19 protein-coding genes are annotated in these 16,793 nt (G+C 70.0%); 11 read left to right on the forward strand and 8 right to left on the reverse strand.

All coding sequences use genetic code 11. The features are described from left to right. A partial coding sequence (locus MKL09_RS05485) for a methyl-accepting chemotaxis protein (protein WP_244018702.1) occupies nt 1-1,200 on the reverse strand: 1,200 nt, incomplete at its 3' end. An 854-nt stretch (nt 1,201-2,054) separates the two neighbouring features. Here MKL09_RS05485 and MKL09_RS05490 point away from each other — a divergent pair. Both MKL09_RS05490 and dusA read left to right on the forward strand, forming a co-directional pair. Further along, entirely contained in the window at nt 2,055-2,234 is a 180-nt protein-coding gene (locus MKL09_RS05490; RefSeq protein ID WP_244018704.1) for a hypothetical protein, read from the forward strand. Nucleotides 2,235-2,687: 453 nt separating this feature from the next. After that, nucleotides 2,688-3,704 (forward strand): tRNA dihydrouridine(20/20a) synthase DusA, encoded by a 1,017-nt coding sequence (gene dusA, locus MKL09_RS05495; RefSeq protein ID WP_313901170.1) that lies wholly within the window; start codon nt 2,688-2,690, stop codon nt 3,702-3,704. Nucleotides 3,705-3,719: 15 nt separating this feature from the next. Here dusA and MKL09_RS05500 read toward each other — a convergent pair whose 3' ends face one another. The 5 genes from MKL09_RS05500 to cobS all read right to left on the reverse strand — a co-directional run bounded on the left by MKL09_RS05500 (nt 3,720) and on the right by cobS (nt 6,308). Further along, nucleotides 3,720-4,412 (reverse strand): TIGR02281 family clan AA aspartic protease, encoded by a 693-nt coding sequence (locus MKL09_RS05500; protein ID WP_244018857.1) that lies wholly within the window; start codon nt 4,410-4,412, stop codon nt 3,720-3,722. Between the two features lie 74 nt (nt 4,413-4,486). After that, nucleotides 4,487-4,723, reverse strand: coding sequence for a DUF1289 domain-containing protein (locus tag MKL09_RS05505; RefSeq protein ID WP_244018708.1), 237 nt, complete (start codon nt 4,721-4,723; stop codon nt 4,487-4,489). A gap of 51 nt (nt 4,724-4,774) precedes the next feature. Next, nucleotides 4,775-5,137 carry a hypothetical protein gene (locus tag MKL09_RS05510; RefSeq protein ID WP_244018710.1) on the reverse strand — a complete coding sequence of 121 codons (363 nt, stop codon included), beginning with the start codon at nt 5,135-5,137 and terminating at the stop codon, nt 4,775-4,777. Nucleotides 5,138-5,172: 35 nt separating this feature from the next. Next, a complete protein-coding gene (locus MKL09_RS05515) occupies nt 5,173-5,415 on the reverse strand; it encodes a DUF433 domain-containing protein (RefSeq protein ID WP_244018712.1) in 243 nt (80 codons plus the stop codon). A gap of 68 nt (nt 5,416-5,483) precedes the next feature. Next, on the reverse strand, nt 5,484-6,308 hold the full coding sequence (gene cobS, locus MKL09_RS05520; RefSeq protein WP_244018714.1) for an adenosylcobinamide-GDP ribazoletransferase: 825 nt from the start codon (nt 6,306-6,308) through the stop codon (nt 5,484-5,486). A gap of 133 nt (nt 6,309-6,441) precedes the next feature. Between cobS and cobT the strand changes: the two genes are divergently transcribed. From cobT to MKL09_RS05540, 4 genes are all read left to right on the forward strand, one after another. Further along, entirely contained in the window at nt 6,442-7,479 is a 1,038-nt protein-coding gene (cobT, locus tag MKL09_RS05525; protein WP_244018716.1) for a nicotinate-nucleotide--dimethylbenzimidazole phosphoribosyltransferase, read from the forward strand. Between the two features lie 230 nt (nt 7,480-7,709). Further along, on the forward strand, nt 7,710-8,066 hold the full coding sequence (gene queD, locus MKL09_RS05530; RefSeq protein ID WP_244018718.1) for a 6-carboxytetrahydropterin synthase QueD: 357 nt from the start codon (nt 7,710-7,712) through the stop codon (nt 8,064-8,066). Next, nucleotides 8,056-8,790, forward strand: coding sequence for a 7-cyano-7-deazaguanine synthase QueC (queC, locus tag MKL09_RS05535; protein WP_244018720.1), 735 nt, complete (start codon nt 8,056-8,058; stop codon nt 8,788-8,790). Before queD ends, queC begins: the two co-directional genes overlap by 11 nt. 175 nt (nt 8,791-8,965) lie before the next feature. Then, entirely contained in the window at nt 8,966-9,664 is a 699-nt protein-coding gene (locus tag MKL09_RS05540) for a haloacid dehalogenase type II (RefSeq protein ID WP_244018723.1), read from the forward strand. 269 nt (nt 9,665-9,933) lie between these two features. On the opposite strand, the gene MKL09_RS05545 is transcribed toward MKL09_RS05540, so the two are convergent. Then, nucleotides 9,934-10,497, reverse strand: coding sequence for a TetR/AcrR family transcriptional regulator (locus MKL09_RS05545; protein ID WP_244018725.1), 564 nt, complete (start codon nt 10,495-10,497; stop codon nt 9,934-9,936). 208 nt (nt 10,498-10,705) lie between these two features. Between MKL09_RS05545 and MKL09_RS05550 the strand changes: the two genes are divergently transcribed. The 5 genes from MKL09_RS05550 (at nt 10,706) to MKL09_RS05570 (ending at nt 15,680) form a co-directional block, all read left to right on the forward strand. Beyond that, on the forward strand, nt 10,706-11,677 hold the full coding sequence (locus MKL09_RS05550; protein WP_244018727.1) for a quinoprotein relay system zinc metallohydrolase 2: 972 nt from the start codon (nt 10,706-10,708) through the stop codon (nt 11,675-11,677). A 42-nt stretch (nt 11,678-11,719) separates the two neighbouring features. Further along, nucleotides 11,720-12,538, forward strand: coding sequence for a quinoprotein dehydrogenase-associated SoxYZ-like carrier (locus tag MKL09_RS05555; RefSeq protein WP_244018728.1), 819 nt, complete (start codon nt 11,720-11,722; stop codon nt 12,536-12,538). A 2-nt stretch (nt 12,539-12,540) separates the two neighbouring features. Beyond that, complete coding sequence (locus MKL09_RS05560) at nt 12,541-13,134, forward strand: rhodanese-like domain-containing protein (RefSeq protein WP_244018730.1); 594 nt, start codon at nt 12,541-12,543, stop codon at nt 13,132-13,134. Nucleotides 13,135-13,537: 403 nt separating this feature from the next. Next, entirely contained in the window at nt 13,538-14,356 is an 819-nt protein-coding gene (gene panB / locus MKL09_RS05565; RefSeq protein ID WP_244018732.1) for a 3-methyl-2-oxobutanoate hydroxymethyltransferase, read from the forward strand. Nucleotides 14,357-14,390: 34 nt separating this feature from the next. Then, nucleotides 14,391-15,680 carry a YbfB/YjiJ family MFS transporter gene (locus tag MKL09_RS05570; RefSeq protein WP_244018734.1) on the forward strand — a complete coding sequence of 430 codons (1,290 nt, stop codon included), beginning with the start codon at nt 14,391-14,393 and terminating at the stop codon, nt 15,678-15,680. Between the two features lie 64 nt (nt 15,681-15,744). On the opposite strand, the gene MKL09_RS05575 is transcribed toward MKL09_RS05570, so the two are convergent. After that, nucleotides 15,745-16,740 (reverse strand): NUDIX hydrolase, encoded by a 996-nt coding sequence (locus MKL09_RS05575; protein WP_244018736.1) that lies wholly within the window; start codon nt 16,738-16,740, stop codon nt 15,745-15,747. Nucleotides 16,741-16,793 lie beyond the last annotated feature (53 nt).

The following is a 16,793-nucleotide window of genomic DNA, read 5'->3' on the forward strand; positions in this document are numbered from 1 at the left end:
ACCCTTGACCTCGGCGGCGACCACCGCGAAGCCGCGGCCGGCCTCTCCGGCCCGGGCCGCCTCGATCGTGGCGTTGAGCGCCAGCAGATTGGTCTGCTCGGCGATCACCGAGATGATCCGCACGACCTCGCCGATCCGCTCGGCCACGGAGGCCAGCCCCTGGATCTGCCGATCGGTGCGCTCGGCCTCGCCGACGGCTTGAAGCGCGATCTCAGCCGATTTGGAGACCTGGTCGCCGATCTCCGCGATCGAGGCCGATAGCTCCTCGGTGGCGGCGGCCACGGTCTGGACATTGGCCGAGGCCTGCTGCGCCGCATCCGCGGCCGAACCGGTCTGCCGGGCGGTCGCGGATGCGGTCTCCGACATAGCCCGGCAGGCCTCCCGCATCCCGGCCGCTGCCGTATCAACTTTTTGCAGGAGGTCGCTCGCGCTCTGGTCGAAGCTGCGGCTCGTCTCCTCGATCCAGCGGGCGCGCTCCTCGCGCTTCGCCTGTTCGGCGAGCTGGTCGGCGGACAGGGTCTGCGCCTGGATCATGCTGTCCCGGAACACGCCGGCCGCGGCGGCCATCTGGCCGATCTCGTCGCGCCGGCCGATCCCCGGGATCGCGATGGCGAGCTCGCCCGCCGCGAGTCGGCGCAGGGCCGCCGTGAAGGCGCTCAACGGCTTGGTGATGCTGCGGGCGAGCAGGATTCCAGCCACCACGATCCCGCTGAGGATCGGGATCAGCCAGAACAACGTCTGGATCAGCCGCTGGCGGCTCAACGCGTAGATGTCGTCCACGTAGAGCGACGCGTTGACGGACCATTGCCAGGGCGCGAAGCCCAGCGAGTAGGCGACTTTGGGCGCGGGCTCGGCCTCACCGGGCCGCGGCCAGCGATACTCGGTGAAGCCGCCTCCCGCTTGCCCACGCTCGACCATCTGCCCGACGAAGGTCGCCTTCATCTCTTCGTCGCTGCGGCTCTTGGTGCCCTCGATCTTCGGATCGGGGTGAACGACAACGCGTCCCCATTGGCCCGGCTCGGTATTGTAGACAAAGATATACTCGTTCCCATTGAACCGGATCGACCGCAGGGCATCGGCAGCCCGTCGCTTCGCCTCGTCCTGGGTGATCGTCCCGGCCTCGGCCTGCTTGGCCAGGGCCACCACGATGCTGTGCGCCGACTCGACCTGATGGCGGATGACGGCCTTCCGTCCATCCATCAGGATACCTTCAACGGATCTGAACTCGACAAGTAAGATCGCTACAAATGCAAGCAAAAATCCACCAAGAATAAGGAGTATCTTTTTGCCGATTGTCATCGATAAAATTCCTTTGATCGATTCCTGAAATCTGAACTCGATATATTTTTCTCTTTCATGCCATGATCTTTACAGATTCAATCCGCCACTATCAAGTAGTTCGGCAAATAATTTCAGTCCACTCATCGACGGATGTGCCGCCCGAAAGTCGCTCAACTCTCGGGTGTCGAGACTGAGATCTCGAGGATTCGAGCCGGATTCCTCTTCCGGGCCTTGAACGCCGCGCTGCGAGCCGGCCGGCGCTGCACCAACCGGCCCCCAAAGAGGTGGGCGACAGGAACGCGGGCGGCGCCGTTCGAGGACCGCGCTGCCGTGGTATCGGCGGTCCCTTCTCTCGACTCGCAGGACCATACCCGCCGCGGACGGACCGCAGGACAACACGGATCTGGCACGTGACGGGGGCTGAGACTTGCGGCGCAGTTCCGGGATGGCGGTTTTCGGTCGCTCCGATGACGGAGCGGTGTGACTGAAAGCATATCCTACATCTAGCAACAGCTTAAGCTATGCCTATGGCAAGATACATCTAGAATGTAGCAGCTTACAGCCCGCGCATAAAAACAAAACGAGACAGGCTAGGCCATCATTGCGAGTGATGGGACGGAATGCTTCACGCGCCGCAGAATCGTGCAAGCTCCGCAGCCGAGGAAGTGGATCCGATCGGGATCTTGATTTCTTCGAATGAGTCCGCATATCGCGGACATGGCTGAGGGACAGGCCCCGGCTGAAATGCGGGACAGCCCCCAGGATAGCTCCCTATGACCGACGCGACGCCGAACCTCGATTTTCAAGAGCAGGTCGCTCGGATCGAGCGCAACCAAGCTGAAACGCGGAAATTCAGTCGCGAAGCATCGATCGCTCCTTTCACCGCGGGAGCGGCGGTTGCGGGCGGTGCCGCTGCCGCCGTGGTTGCCTTCCAAAAATTTCTCGGGGCATGACCCCCGACCGCTTTCGCGCGTGCGTCAGCCTGTTGCGTTGGACGCAACGGGGCCTCGCCGATGCGCTCCACTGCGATGACCGCCTCGTGAGGCGCTGGGCCGCCGGGACGGCCGACATTCCCGTGAGCGTGGCGGCATGGCTCGAAACTTTGGCACAATGCCACGAGGCGACTCCGCCGCCGACCGGATGGAAGCGCCGGACGGGCGCGCTCACGTAGCGAAAACGGAAGACTTGGAACCGGGCCGGCGATCGGCGCTCGTTCCGCTTTCAAGGGCGCATCGCGTCTGATCGCGACCGGGGCGGCCGCGTGTGGCCTCACAACCGATGAACGACAGGGCCGCGGGTGGCGCTGTTCGCGGGCCGCCGGGCCGTGGTATCAGCGGCCTCTCCGCCCGGCCCGCAGGACGAGACCCGACGCGGGCGGCGCTCGGAGCAACACGGATTGGGCACACGTGACGGCGGCTGAGACTTGCGGCGCACTTCCGGGATGGCGGTTCTCCGTCGCTCCGATGATGGATTGGACCGATCGGCATTGCCGGGCCTTCCACCGCACCCTGTCGGCGCGGGCGCGGCTCTACACCGAGATGGTCACCACCGGCGCGGTGCTGCACGGCCCGCGCGAGCGGCTGCTCGGCTTCTCGGAGATGGAGCATCCGGTCGCGGTGCAGCTCGGCGGGTCCGACCCGAGCGAGCTGGCGCAGGCCGCGCGGATCGCAACGGAGTTCGGCTATGCCGAGATCAACCTCAATGTCGGCTGCCCGTCCGACCGGGTGCAGGACGGCCGCTTCGGCGCCTGCCTGATGCGCGAGCCGGCCCTGGTCGGCGATTGCGTGGCCGCCCTGAAAGCCGCCGTCTCCGTGCCGGTGACGGTCAAATGCCGGATCGGCGTCGACGACCAAGACCCGGAAGCGGCCCTCGACGCGCTCGCCGACGCGGTCGTGGCCGCGGGGGTGGACGGGCTGATCGTCCATGCCCGCAAGGCCTGGCTCCAGGGCCTGTCGCCCAAGGAGAACCGCGACGTGCCGCCCCTCGATTACGGCCGCGCCGCGCGGCTGAAGCGGCGGCTCGGCGTCCTGCCGGTCGCGGTCAATGGCGGCCTGCGCGACCTGGACGCGGTGCAGGCGCGCCTCACCGAGGTCGACGGCGTGATGGTCGGGCGGGCCGCCTATACCGAGCCGGCGCTGCTGCTCGGCGTCGATCCGGACCTGTTCGGCGTGCCGGCGCCGGTGCCGGACGCCTTCGCGGCCGTCGAGGCGTTCGAGCCTTACGTCGCCGCCGCCCTGGCGCGCGGCGAGCGCCTGCACGCGATCACCCGCCACATGCTCGGGCTGTTCAACGGTCGGCCCGGCGCGCGGGCCTTCCGGCGCCACCTCTCGACCCATGGGATGCGGCCCGATGCCGGCCTTCAGACCCTGCGGGACGCGGTGGCGACGGTCTCGCGGGCGGTGCCGGAGGCGCAGGCGGCCTGAACGCCCCCATCGCCCTCAAGGCGGACTCAGGATCAGCCGGTCGCCCCGGACCTCGTAGGCGGACAGGCGCGTCAGGAAGGTCTGGCCCAGCAGGTTGCCGGCGAGCGATCCCGGCCGCGCCACCATGGCGTTCACCCGGCGCTCGGTGATCGTGCCGATGCGCAGCGAATCCAGCTGGATCGGCGCCGCATAGGCGAGGCCGTTGGCCGTGGACACCCGGGCGGTGAAGTCGGCCGGCGCCGGGGAGAGGCCCAGGGCGGCTGCGTTCTCGGCGGTCAGCACGACGCTGCTCGCCCCGGTATCGAACAGGAATTGCTGCACCCGGCCGTTGACCTCGGCGTCGATCCGGAAATCGCCGTCCGCCCGCCGGGTGATCGTCACGCTGCCGCCGGCCCCCGACACGGCCGAGCCCGGCCGCAGATCGCCGAGCACCCGGGCGCCGACGCCCTGGATCCGGTCGCGCTCGCCGTAGCCGATGACCAGGGCGAGCCCGATCAGCGCCCAGGCGAAGAGCGCGCGCAGGTTCGGGCCGAGCGCGGCCGTGAACTGCCGCCAATAGCCGGCGACCACCAGGGCCAGGATGCCCCCGGTCGAGGCCAGGGCGGCGAGGTGGTCGGGCTCGATCACGCCGCCGAGACTGTCGCTGCCGTCGCTGAAGACCAGCACGGCCGTCACCAGTGCGATAGCGGCGAGCCCGAGATAGATCATGACGTCAGCGGCTCCGCTCAATCATCGTTCCGGATCCTGGATCCGGGACGATGATTCCGGTCTTTGATGGCGCATCATCCGTTCCCGAAAGCCGGCGACCACCTTTCGGGATGATGCTCGAGGGGCATCAAACCGGCCGCGCGCATCCGGGCCCCGAGCCCGGCCATGACGGCGCGGCGCTCGGCCTCCGGCATCCCGCCCCAGGTGGCGATCTCGTCGCGGGTACGCCCGCAGCCGCAGCACAGCCCGCTGCCGGCGTCGAGCACGCAGACCTTGGTGCAGGGAGACGAGGGTTTGGGCGCGGGCGACATCGCCGATCCTTGGCCGAGGGATCGTGGCCCGATCAAGACCTGATCAAGACCTCATGGCGCGAATGGCGGCACGCTTGGCCATTCCGCCTCGACCAGAAGACCGCCCACGAGGCTCCTTACGCAGCGCCGACCATCGAGAGTCATCGCGACGTGCTGTCCCGGTGCGGTCCTGCGGATGGTGTCGGCGATGTCCGCGACCCGCGCCATCACAGCTGAGCGGCGATTGAGGGGCAAGGCCACGACGGTGAGCGTACGTCCGGCGAGGCTCTGCTGGTCTCCGATATTCTTGTCGTTCGTCACCAGGACGGCATAGCCCGCGGCCTCCACGGCCCGGATCAGGGCACCGTTGCTGATGCTCTGCCAGGCCGCCCTGAAGCGATCGGCATCCACGCCATGGGCCCGCAGCGCGTCCACGGGTTGCCTCGGCAAACCCTCGTCGAGAACCACCCTCACGCCGCTTCCGAACCCGCCAGAGACCGGGACATGAGCGTGAGGACCCGAACCACGTCGTCCTTATCCAGCGTCTGATAGGCGTCCACGATCTCGTCGACCGAGAGGCCGTCGGCCAGGTTCTCGAACAGCACCCCGACGGGCACGCGGGTGCCTCGGAAGACGCGTCGGCCGCCCAGAATTTCGGGATCCGAGGTGATGAGTTCCTCGAGGGTCGGTCCGCGCTGCGAATCGGCCGGCATGGCGATGGCTCCACGGCTTGCGACAGGTCGCCTGTCCGAAGCCATCATGTCGGAACCGCCGACCGGCCTCAATCCGCCAGAGCCGCCACCAGGGCGAGCAGCGCGGCGATCTCGGACAGCTGCTGGCAGGCGCCGACCACGTCGCCGGTCTGCCCGCCGATCTTGTGCCGGGCGAGGCGGGTCAGCGCGAGGGCCGCCAGGCCGGCGCACAGGATCGCCAGCGCGACGCCGCGGAGCGGCAGGCCGAGGATCACACCGGCGAGCGCAACCACGAGAAAGCTGCCGAGGGCGACCCACAGGCTCGCGCGATCCGGGCGGCCGACCGCGGCGGAGAGGCCTCCGGGCCGAGCCGGCGGCAGCAGCACCATCGGGGCGAGCGCCGCGAACCGCGACAGGGCAGCAACCAGGATCAGCGCGGTCGCGGCCCCATAGCCGGTACGGTCGAGGAGCGTCGCCAGCGCGCCGATGCGGAGCGCCAGCGCCAGGACCAAGGCCGCCCCGCCATAGGCGCCGATCCGGCTGTCGCGCATGATCTCCAGGCGCCGTTCGAGGGTGGCCCCGCCACCGAAGCCGTCGGCGACATCGGCCAGGCCATCCTCGTGGAGCGCGCCCGTGGCCAGGACCATGACGGCGACCGCCAGGGTCGCGGCCAGGAACGGCCCGAGCCCGATCCACCAGCCCCCCGCCAGCACCAGGGCGGCGGGCAGGGCCAGGATCACGCCGGCCAGCGGCAGCATCCGGGGCAGGGCGGTGAAATCGGGGACCCGGTGCGGGTCCGGCTCACCGGGCAGTTGCGGCACGGGCAGGCGGGAGTAGAACCGCAGGCACCCGGCGAGGTCGTAGAGGGCGCCGCGCCCGGGCCAGTCGGCCTCCCCGCCGGTCTGCCTGTCCATCGCGGTCTCTCCCCCGCCGCCCCCCGGCGGGGCGAGCCGATCGCGAGCGGTCGGGCGGCGCAGGATCACTATAGTCGCCCCGATACGCCGTCGTCTCGCCGTTCGCGGGCGCCCACAGGAAATCATCGCCGTCATGACCGACGCCACCAAGACTGATCCGGCCCCGTTCGACGACATCCGCAACCTGCTCAAGGCGATGCCGGGTCCCGACCGGGACGCGCAGGAGGCGGTGGCCGCCCGGGACGCGACCCTGACCAAGCCGGCGGGTTCGCTCGGGCGGCTGGAAGACCTCGTGTCCTGGCTGGCGGCCTGGCAGGGCAAGGCGCCGCCGAGCCTCGACCGGCCGCTGGTCTGCGTCTTCGCCGGCAGCCACGGGGTGACCCGCAAGGGCGTCTCGGCCTTCCCGGACGCGGTCAACCGCCAGATGCTCGACAACTTCGCGGCGGGCGGGGCGGCGATCAACCAGATCTGCGCGGCCTACGGGCTCGGCTTCAAGGTGTTCGACCTCGCCCTCGACATGCCGACCGGCGACATCACCGAGGGCCCGGCGCTGGACGAGCGCGCCACCGTGGCGACCATGGCGTTCGGCATGGAGGCAGTGGCCGCCGGCACCGATTGCCTCGGCATCGGCGAGATGGGCATCGGCAACACCACCGTGGCGGCCGCCCTCTATGCCGCCCTGTTCGGCGGCGAGCCCGCCCACTGGGTCGGGCGCGGCACCGGCATCGATCAGGACGGCCTCGCCCGGAAGGTCGCGGCCGTGGAGGCGGCGCTCGCGCACCATGCCGGCCATCTCGGGGACCCGCTCCAGGTGCTCGCCCGGCTCGGCGGCCGCGAGATCGCCGCCATGGCCGGGGCGATCCTGGCCGCGCGCCTGCAGCGCATCCCGGTGGTGATCGACGGCTACGTCGCCACCGCGGCGGCGGCCCTGCTCCACGCCGCCGACCCGACCGCGCTCGACCATTGCCTGGCCGGCCACGTCTCGGCCGAGGGCGTCCACGCGGAGGTGCTGGAACGGCTCGGCCTCGTGCCGCTGCTGGCGCTGGGGATGCGGCTCGGCGAGGGATCGGGAGCCGCCATGGCGATCGGCCTGCTCAAGGGCGCGCTCGCCTGCCACACCGGCATGGCGTCCTTCGCCCAGGCGGGGGTTTCGGGCAAGAGCGGCGGGTAGGCGCGCGAGCCACGTTTCGATGCTATATCGGGTCGACCCGATAACGGATCCATCGATCCCGCGTCCCCCACCAGATCACCTCATCCTGAGGTGGCGCAGCGAAGCGGAGCCCTCGAAGGAGGGCTCCAAGACTCGCGGCGGTCCCTGGAGGGCTCCTTCGAGGCCCGTCGATCTCCGATCGCCGGTCACCTCAGGATGAGGGCGCGGGTGGGATTGCTACGAAAAAAACGATGAACATCACCCAAGCCTTCACCTTCGAGGCGGCCCACCGGCTGCCGAACGTGCCCGCCACGCATCGCTGCCACCGGATGCACGGGCATTCCTACCGGGTCGAGCTGACCGTCGCCGGACCCGTGGATCCCCATACCGGCTGGGTGATCGACTTCTACGACATCGAATCCATCTTCGGTCCGCTTCTGGCGCGGCTCGATCACCATTGCCTCAACGAGATCGAGGGGCTGGAGAACCCGACCGCGGAGAACATCGCGGCCTGGATCTGGCATCACCTGCGGCCGGACCTGCCGGGCCTTGCCCGGGTGCGGGTCGCGGAGACGCCGATGTCCTGGGCCGAGTACGATGGCGACTGACGCTGCGATCATCGGCGACCGGTCGGCGCTGGTGCTGTTCTCCGGCGGCCAGGATTCGGCCACCTGCCTCGCCTGGGCGCTCGACCGGTTCGACCATGTCGAGACCTTAGGGTTCGATTACGGCCAGCGGCACCGGGTCGAGCTCGACCGCCGGGCGATCCTGCGCGCCGGCATGGGCCGCGTCCAGCCGGCCTGGACCGCGCGCCTCGGCGAGGACCACACGGTCGCCCTCGACGCTTTGGGAAAAATCTCCGAGACGGCGCTGACCCGGGATGCGGAGATCGGGTTCGAGGCGTCAGGCCTGCCCAACACCTTCGTGCCGGGGCGCAACCTCGTATTCCTGACCTTCGCGGCGGCGCTCGCCTATCGGCGCGGCATCCGGCACGTGGTCGGCGGCATGTGCGAGACCGACTATTCCGGCTATCCCGATTGCCGGGACGATACGATCAAGGCGCTGCAGGTCGCGCTGAATCTCGGCATGGAGCGCCGGTTCGTGCTGCACACGCCGCTGATGTGGCTCGACAAGGCGCAGACCTGGAGCCTCGCCGAGGCGCTGGGCGGGCGCCCGCTGGTCGACCTGATCGTCGAGGACAGCCACACCTGCTATCTGGGCGAGCGCGGCGCGCGCCACGCCTGGGGCTACGGCTGCGGCACCTGCCCCGCCTGCCGCCTGCGGGCGGACGGGTTTTCGCGGTTCACCGCGAGTGGTGGGATCAGGGCTTGACGCCCATCGGCAAGTGGTGGGGTGGCTGCTTCCGACCCAACCCGGCCGCTCGGGTCTCCATGGACGCTTCCCATAAGCGGCCATTCGTCGGCCGTCCCGCAACTTCGCCTGAGGTATAGACAGTGGACGTTGTCGGCAGGGATCGTTCGCGTAGCACCGCCCGGTGGGACCAATCATGCTGCGACTGCAACCTGTGCCAAAGGTCATCACCTTCGACTGCTACGGCACCCTAGTCCGGTGGCACGACGCTGTCCGGTCCGCGGCCCACGCGATCCTGGCCGGACGCCTCACGGAGCCCGATGCGCAAGCCCAATCGGTCGCTCTGGCTGACCGCCTGCGCAGCGCCGCCGTAGAGCGACAGCAGCGCCCGCCCTACTGCGATTATAAGTCCGTCCTGCGGTCTGCCCTCGCCGTAGCCCTCGCCGAGGCCGGTCATACAGCGAAGCCTAAGGACGAGGACATGCTGCTATCGACCCTCGGCCGGATCGACCCGCACCCCGACGTTCCGACCGCGCTCGGTCGCTTGCGCGCACGCTACCGGCTCGCAATCATCAGCAACACCGACGACGACCTGATCGCCGGCACCATCGCGGCAATCGGGGTGCCGATCGACTTCGTCATCACCGCCGAGCAGGCCCGCGCCTACAAGCCCGACCACCGGCTCTTCCTGCACGCCTACGCTACCTTGGGCGTGACGAAGGAGGAGACCGTACACGTCGGCATGGGGCAGTTCACCGACCTCAAGGTCTGCCACGAACTCGGCATCCGGTCCGTGTGGATCGACCGGATCGGCGAGCCGCTGAACCCGGACTGGCCGCCGCACGCCGAGCTGAACGACCTTGAGGGTTTGCCCGACATGCTGTCGGTCTCTTGAACGGGTTCGGAGCCTGTCTGCGGGGCCGCAAAGAGTCGAGAGCGGGTGCTCTACGGCGATGCCTCATGCCTTTGGTTATCGCCTGGACGCAGACCGTCGCAAAACCGCCCTTCTCGGACAGCACCAAAATCAAGCGGATTGCATTCAGACCGTGCCGGAACACGGCGGATTGGGAGAGCTTTTCCGCGCAGGCTCGCACGAGCCGATCGCAACCGTAGAAGATGCCCCTGCGCGCGCGGATCGGCCACTGGCCGTGGACCGTCTCCGCCTCACGCCCTGAGGCTGTCGACCAGCACTGCCAGCGTGCCCGCGAAGGCCGTGGGGCTCGCGAACAGCCGCTCCATCAGCAGAGCCCCCTCCAGGGTGGCGATGACGTAGCGGGCGAGCACCGCGGGCTCCGAGCCAGACCGCACGCTGCCGTCCGCTTGCCCCGCGCGCAGGATCGCATCCAGCCAGGCGAGGTGCCCCTTGAAGAACGCCGCGATGTCGCCGCGCAGGCGCTCGGGGAGCGCCTCGCCCTCGATGGCGAGCGCCGCGCACAGGCAGCCGAGCCCCTGCTCGACGCCTCCGAGATAGAGCTGTCCGTAGGCCGCGATCCGGCCCGGGCCGTCCGGCACCTCGGCCTGGATCGCCGCCAGGGCTGCATCGTAGCGGTCGGCATAGGCCGCCACCAGCGCCGCCCCGAGATCGACCTTGGTCGGGAAATGGTGGTGGATGCTCGCCTTGCGGATGCCCACCGCCTCGGCAAGGTCGGCGTAGCTGAACCCGGCATAGCCGCGCCCCCGGACCAGGGTCTCGGCCTGACTCAGCAGCTCGGCGCGGGTGTCTCGCATCGCTCGGACATCGTCTCTCTCGACTCGCGCGAACGTGTGACCGCCCGGCGCCCGGCCCCCAATCTGCCACTTGACCGCCCAAAGATCTACCTACTTAATGGTAGGCAATGAGAGTTCCTCCCAAGTCGCCCGCTGCGCCATCGTGCTCGGCGGGAAACGCCCGGCCATCGGGCGTCTTGGGAGAGGCTCAAAACAGGGAGGTTCCGGCATGACGGCATCCGCCGTCCATCCAGGGGAATCCGCCGTCGCGGGCGGCGCCCTGTCGCGGCGTCACGCCCTGTTCGCCGGCCTCTGCCTGTGCTGCCTGCCAACCCTTGGCCGCGCCGCCGAGAGCTTCACGATGGAGGAGGTCGGCCCCGGCATCTTCGTGCGCAAGGGGCTGATCGCCGACGCCACACCCGACAACGCCGACGCCATCGCCAATATCGGCTTCCTCGTCGGGCGGGACGGCGTGCTCGTCACCGAGACCGGCGGCAGCCTCGTGGACGGCCAGTGGCTGCGGGCCGAGATCGTCAAGCGCACGCCCAAGCCGATCACCCACGTGGTGCTGACCCATGTCCACCCGGACCACGTGTTCGGGGCCGGGGCCTTCGTGCAGGACAAGCCGGTCTTCATCGGCCATGCCAAGCTCGCCGAGGCGCTGGGCGCGCGGGGGGAGTTCTATCGCCAGCGCCTGATCGAGATGCTCGGCGAGGACCGCACCGGGCCGGTGGTCTACCCGACGATGAGCGTGGCCGACACGGCCGAGATCGACCTCGGCGACCGGCGCCTGACCTTCACGGCGCACGGGCCGGCCCATACCAGTTGCGACCTGTCGATGCGCGATTCCGGCAGCGGCCTGCTGTTTCCCGCCGACCTGCTGTTCGTGAACCGGATCCCGTCGCTGGACGGCAGCCTCAGGGGCTGGCTGACGGAGATCGACCGGCTGAAGGGCATGGGCGCGACCCGCGCCGTGCCGGGCCACGGGCCGGTCTCGGTCGATCTCGCCCCGGCGCTCGCCGACCTCTCCGGCTACCTGACGGCGCTCCGGGACGGCACCCGCGCGGCCATCGCCAAGGATGTCCCGATCGGGAAGGCGGTGGCCAGCGTTGCACAGGACCAGCGGGACAAGTGGGCCCTGTTCGACACCTATAACGGCCGCAACGTCACCGTGGCCTACCAGGAACTCGAGTGGGAATAGTTTTTTAGAAACGCCATACTGAGAGCAACCGGGAGAAACGCCATGACGCTCAGAACCGCACACACGGCAGCGCTCGCCCTCGTCCTCGCCACCACCGCCCTGGCGGGTCCCGCCTGGGCCGCCGGCGCCTCCGACACCGAGCAGGAGCGGACCGCGCGCTGGCAGGAGATCGCCAAGTCGATCTTCGGCGACCGCGCCATTGAGACCACCGACAGCCTGGTGAAGATCGACGCCCCCGCCCGGGCGCTCGACGCCGCCCTGGTGCCGATCACCCTGACCATGCCCGAGCCGTCCCGGATCAAGGCGGTCTCGCTGGTGATCGACGACAACCCGGCGCCCTACGCGGCCAAGTTCGAGTTCGGGCCGGCCGCCGACCCGGCGGAGCTGAAGCTGCGGGTGCGGGTCAACAACTACACCGACATGCACGCCGTGGTGGAGACCCAGGACGGCAAACTCTACGAGGCCAAGCAGTTCGTGAAGGCGTCCGGCGGCTGCTCGGCCCCGATGGGCATGAGCGACGAGGAGGCCATGAAGGGCATGGGCGACATGCGCATGAAGTTCGCCGAGGCGGGAGCCGGCAAGCCCGTGGAGGCGACGCTGATGATCCGCCACCCGAACTTTTCCGGCATGCAGATGAACCAGGTTTCCCGCGACTACACGCCGGCCCGCTACATCGACAAGCTCACCGTCTCGGCCGGCGACAAGACGGTCTTCACCATGACGGGGGACATCTCGATCTCGTCGAACCCGGTGATCAACTTCGCGTTCAAGCCGGACGGCAAGCCGCTCCAGGTCGCGGCGAGCGACAATGCCGGGGGCAGCTGGCATCACAGCTTCACCCCGCCAAGCCCGACGAACTGACCATGCGCGCGACCCTGATCGGCCGGCTCGCGGCGGCTTTGGCCGCCGTCGGCTGCCTCGCCGCCGCGCCGGCGGATTCGCCCGTGAACGTGCCCGAGCCGGAGGGGCTCTATGCCGGCCCGCCCAAGGGTTACACCCCGCAGACGCTGGCCGGCGCCGCGGTGATCGACGCCGAGAAACTCGCCGCGCTGATGGCGGGGCCGGACAAGCCGGTTCTGATCGACGTCGCCGCCCCCGACCGCAAGCCGGCGAACTTCCCCGCCGGCCGCCTCTGGCTGCCGGTGCATCCCTCGATCCCCGGTTCGGTCTGGCTGCCGGAGGCCGGGGCCGAGCCCCTGGCGCCGGAGCGCGAGGCCCTGTTCTACACCCGGGTCGCCGAGCTGACCGGCGGCGATCGGGCCAAGCCCGTCGTGGTCTTCTGCCACGTCGAGTGCTGGGGCAGCTGGAATGCGGCCAAGCGCCTGGTCCGCAAGGGCTATACCGGCGTGCGCTGGTTCCCCGAGGGCGTCGAGGGCTGGCAGGAGACGCACGAGACCACGGCCCTGCGCGAGGACCCGGCCTGGAAGGCGGGGGCCGAACCGCAGGCGGGGCGCTGACCGGCGGGGCCGGGCGGTGTATACCGCCCGGCGAAAAACGCCACGCGCTCTCCTCCCCCTTGCGGCTACGGGCTATACAGGTTTCAGTCAGAGCCTTGGTCATCCCGCTGGCGGAGGAGGCGCGGGTCCCCTCTCCCGTGCGGGAGAGGGACAGGGTGAGGGATGCCACTTCTCCGGAAAGACCTGGTCCCTCACCCCAACCCTCTCCCGCACGGGAGAGGGGGCGCGTCGCGGCCTGCGGCAGCGCCGGTGCCTCAAAACCGTGTAGGCCGTAACCCTTGCGGGGAGGGGAAAGCGTTTGCCCTTCAGAGGGTTGGTGTCATGCGCCAACCTATGGGTTCGGTGACTCGAACGAGGGACCACACCCACTCTCGACCCCGATGAGCCAAAAAAGGTCCGAACCATGTCGCAGGTCGTGCAGTCCCGCCGGCTCCGAGCCGTCGACATCGGCAAGCGCAAGGCCGAGGGGCGCAAGATCATCGCGCTCACCGCCTACCATGCCCACACCGCCGGGATCGTCGATCCCTATTGCGACTTCATCCTGGTGGGCGATTCGCTCGGCATGGTGATGCACGGGATGGAATCGACCATCCCGGTCACCCTGGAGATGATGATCCTGCAGGCGCAGGCGGTGATCCGCGGCACCGCCAAGGCGCTGGTGGTGGTCGACATGCCGTTCGGCTCCTACGAGGCCAGCCGGGAGCAGGCCTTCCTCAACGCCTCCCGGGTGCTCAAGGAGACCGGGGCGGGGGCGATCAAGTTGGAGGGCGGGGCGCATTTCGCCGAGACGGTGGCGTTCCTGGTCCAGCGCGGCGTGCCGGTTATGGGCCATATCGGCCTCACCCCGCAGGCGGTGAACACGATGGGCGGGTTCAAGGTCCAGGGACGGGCTCCGGACGACGAGCGCCGCCTGCTGGAAGATGCCCGCGCGATCTCCGAGGCCGGCGCCTTCGCGATCGTGCTGGAGGGCATCGTCGAGCCGGTGGCGCGCGCCATCGCGACGTCGTCCCAGGTCACCGCCGCCACGATCGGCATCGGCGCCTCGGCGGTCTGCGACGGGCAGATCCTGGTGCTGGAGGACATGCTCGGCCTCTCCGAGAAGACCCCGAAATTCGTGCGCCAGTTCGGGTCGCTGCGGGGCCATATCGAGGAGGCCGTGAAGGCCTACGCCGACGAGGTCCGGGCCGGGCGGTTCCCCGCCGACGATCATACCTACGGATAGGGCCTGCGGCTCGATCCACGCAGACCGCCCGGCCTTGGCCCTGACGGGCAACAGCGCCATACGGGACGGCGAGGCCGCGCTGGCCTTGCCCGACCAGACGCCCATGAGCACGCCCCATCACACCTCGACCGCGTCCAAGGGCGCGCCCTGGCCGATCGTCGCCAGCGGCCTCGTCGCCCTCGCGGTCGCCATGGGAATCGGCCGGTTCGCGTTCACGCCGCTGATGCCGCTGATGATGCGCGACGGCACCCTGAGCGCCGCCGCGGGCGCCGAATGGGCGGCGGCGAACTATGTCGGGTATCTGGTCGGCGCCCTGACGGCGTCGGGGTTCGCGCGCGATCCGCGGCGGGGACTTCTCCTCAGCCTCGTCGGCGTGGCGCTCACCACGGTGGCGATGGCGGCGGTCGACCATGACGGGCCGGCCGGTCTCGGGATCGGATTGCGCGCCCTGGCTGGATTGTTCAGCGCCTGGGCCCTGGTCTGCGCCAGCGGCTGGTGCCTGGCCGAGCTCGCCCGGCGCGGCGTCGCGCAGTTCGGCGCATGGATCTACACCGGCGTCGGCTTAGGGATCGCGCTCGCCGGCACGCTGGCCTGGCTCGGCGGAATCCAGCCGGCGGCCCGGCTGTGGCTCGAACTGGGACTGGTCGCGGGGCTCGGCACGGTGCTGGTCTGGTCCCTGTCCCGGAGGCAGGGCACGGCCCCGGCCCGGATCGAGGAGCGCGAAGCCGCTTCCTTGGTCCGACCCGCCCGGAGCGGGCAGGCGGCCCTGGTCCTGTGCTACGGCATCTTCGGGTTCGGCTACATCGTGCCGGCCACGTTCCTGCCCGCAATGGCGCGCGCGCTCGCCTCCGACCCAAGGGTGTTCGGCCTGACCTGGCCGCTGTTCGGCCTGGCCGCCGCCCTGTCGGTCGCGGCCGTGGCCCGCTGGCTGACGCGCGTGCCGCGCCAGTGCCTCTGGGCGGTGGCGCAGGGCGTGATGGCGCTCGGCACCGGCCTGCCCCTGGCCGCCCACGCCCTCTGGGCAGTCGCGGCCTCGGCGATCCTGGTGGGCGGCACGTTCATGGTCGCCACCATGGCGGGCCTGCAACTGGCCCGCGAGGCGCGGCCCGACAACCCGACACCGCTTCTCGCCCGCATGACCGCCGCCTTCGCGGCCGGACAGATCGTCGGCCCGGTTCTGGTGCGCCTCCTCGGCCCCGGCCGCTGGGCCGGCTGGGACGCGCTGGACTGCACCGGCGCCGTCGCGACCGTGCTGCTGGTGCTGACGGCGGTCTGGCTGTGGCGCACCGGGCGGCCATCGCCTGAGAGCTTGATGCCGGCCTGATGTGGCGTGGGGTCGACAATGTCGCCTCCGCGACCGTCGGTGCGTACGCGCCGAGCGCGGTAAATTACCCCACCCGCCGCGACGGCAGCCGCAGCCCCGGGGCCGGCCTTTCCAAAAGAACCTCCCGCCGGAAGCGCACCAGCCGGGCCGGCCGGCCGGCGGTGCCGCGGGTGATCGCCTCGGTCTCCTCCACCAGCCCCTGCTGGGCCACGAGGCGGCGAAAGTTCTGCTTGTGCAGCTGCGTGCCCGAGAGCGCCTCGACGGTGCGCTGGAGCTGGAGCAGGGTGAAGGCCGGGGGCATCAGCTCGAACACCACCGGGCGATACTTGATCTTGCCGCGTAAGCGGCCGATCGCGGTCGCCAGAACCCGGCGGTGGTCGAAGGCCATGGGCACGCCGGCCGGGTCGTTCGGCACCGCCGGGCCGGCATTGCCCCGCGCCTCCGGGATCAGGCCGGCCTCGAACAGCAACTCGTAGCGCTCGAGCACCCGCTCCTCGTTCCAGGTGCCGCCGTTCATCCCGAAGGTGAGGCCGAGCCGGTCGAGGCGGCGGGTCCGGATTGCGCAATCCTCGGGCTCGGCCGCCCAGGCCGCGAGCCGCGTCTCGATCGCGTCGAGCTGGGGCGGGCGGCCCTTCCTAAAATCCTCGTACGGGAGGTAGCGGTACCAGTTCTGCCACGCCGCCTCAGCAAGGCCGGCCGGGCGCTCCTCGCGGACCAGGGCCAGATAGGCCACCGAGAGCGCGTGCGCCTCCGGGGCCTCGTCGCCGCCGGAGCGGTCGCGGTCGCCGAAGGTGTAGAGCTGCTCGACATAGCCGAGGCGCTGGTGGGTCTGCCGCTCGACCCAGGCGCGCAGGCCGCGCTCCAGGGTGGCGTGCTCGGGCACGAGCGGCCCGGCCGGCAGGCCGTCGCCGCGGCCCGGCGCTTGGTCCGGGACCCGGATGGTCAGGGCGCGCGGCTCCCCCTTGGTCGCCGCGACGATCACCGCGACGAGGCCCACGGAGGAGCGCTCCGGCAGGGCCTGTACCCCACCCGCACCCGTCTGCGCCTCGCCGACCGTCATCGCCCCTCGAAACCCTCTCCCGCCGGGCGCGGGATTCTTTCAGACCGGATCCA

This window comes from Methylobacterium sp. J-048 (assembly GCF_022829515.1).
In the GTDB taxonomy this organism is placed as follows: Bacteria; Pseudomonadota; Alphaproteobacteria; order Rhizobiales; family Beijerinckiaceae; genus Methylobacterium.

What these genes read in the sequence shown, in the direction of transcription:
- cobS (WP_244018714.1), bottom strand. Translation starts at nt 6,308, where the DNA reads ATGGACAGGCAGACCGGCGGGGAGGCCGACTGGCCCGGGCGCGGCGCC.
- queD (WP_244018718.1), top strand. Translation starts at nt 7,710, where the DNA reads ATGAACATCACCCAAGCCTTCACCTTCGAGGCGGCCCACCGGCTGCCG.
- MKL09_RS05540 (WP_244018723.1), top strand. Translation starts at nt 8,966, where the DNA reads ATGCTGCGACTGCAACCTGTGCCAAAGGTCATCACCTTCGACTGCTAC.
- MKL09_RS05515 (WP_244018712.1), bottom strand. Translation starts at nt 5,415, where the DNA reads ATGCCGGCCGATTCGCAGCGCGGACCGACCCTCGAGGAACTCATCACC.
- MKL09_RS05505 (WP_244018708.1), bottom strand. Translation starts at nt 4,723, where the DNA reads ATGTCGCCCGCGCCCAAACCCTCGTCTCCCTGCACCAAGGTCTGCGTG.
- MKL09_RS05555 (WP_244018728.1), top strand. Translation starts at nt 11,720, where the DNA reads ATGACGCTCAGAACCGCACACACGGCAGCGCTCGCCCTCGTCCTCGCC.
- MKL09_RS05560 (WP_244018730.1), top strand. Translation starts at nt 12,541, where the DNA reads ATGCGCGCGACCCTGATCGGCCGGCTCGCGGCGGCTTTGGCCGCCGTC.
- panB (WP_244018732.1), top strand. Translation starts at nt 13,538, where the DNA reads ATGTCGCAGGTCGTGCAGTCCCGCCGGCTCCGAGCCGTCGACATCGGC.
- MKL09_RS05550 (WP_244018727.1), top strand. Translation starts at nt 10,706, where the DNA reads ATGACGGCATCCGCCGTCCATCCAGGGGAATCCGCCGTCGCGGGCGGC.
- MKL09_RS05575 (WP_244018736.1), bottom strand. Translation starts at nt 16,740, where the DNA reads ATGACGGTCGGCGAGGCGCAGACGGGTGCGGGTGGGGTACAGGCCCTG.
- MKL09_RS05500 (WP_244018857.1), bottom strand. Translation starts at nt 4,412, where the DNA reads ATGATCTATCTCGGGCTCGCCGCTATCGCACTGGTGACGGCCGTGCTG.
- queC (WP_244018720.1), top strand. Translation starts at nt 8,056, where the DNA reads ATGGCGACTGACGCTGCGATCATCGGCGACCGGTCGGCGCTGGTGCTG.
- MKL09_RS05490 (WP_244018704.1), top strand. Translation starts at nt 2,055, where the DNA reads ATGACCGACGCGACGCCGAACCTCGATTTTCAAGAGCAGGTCGCTCGG.
- cobT (WP_244018716.1), top strand. Translation starts at nt 6,442, where the DNA reads ATGACCGACGCCACCAAGACTGATCCGGCCCCGTTCGACGACATCCGC.
- MKL09_RS05545 (WP_244018725.1), bottom strand. Translation starts at nt 10,497, where the DNA reads ATGCGAGACACCCGCGCCGAGCTGCTGAGTCAGGCCGAGACCCTGGTC.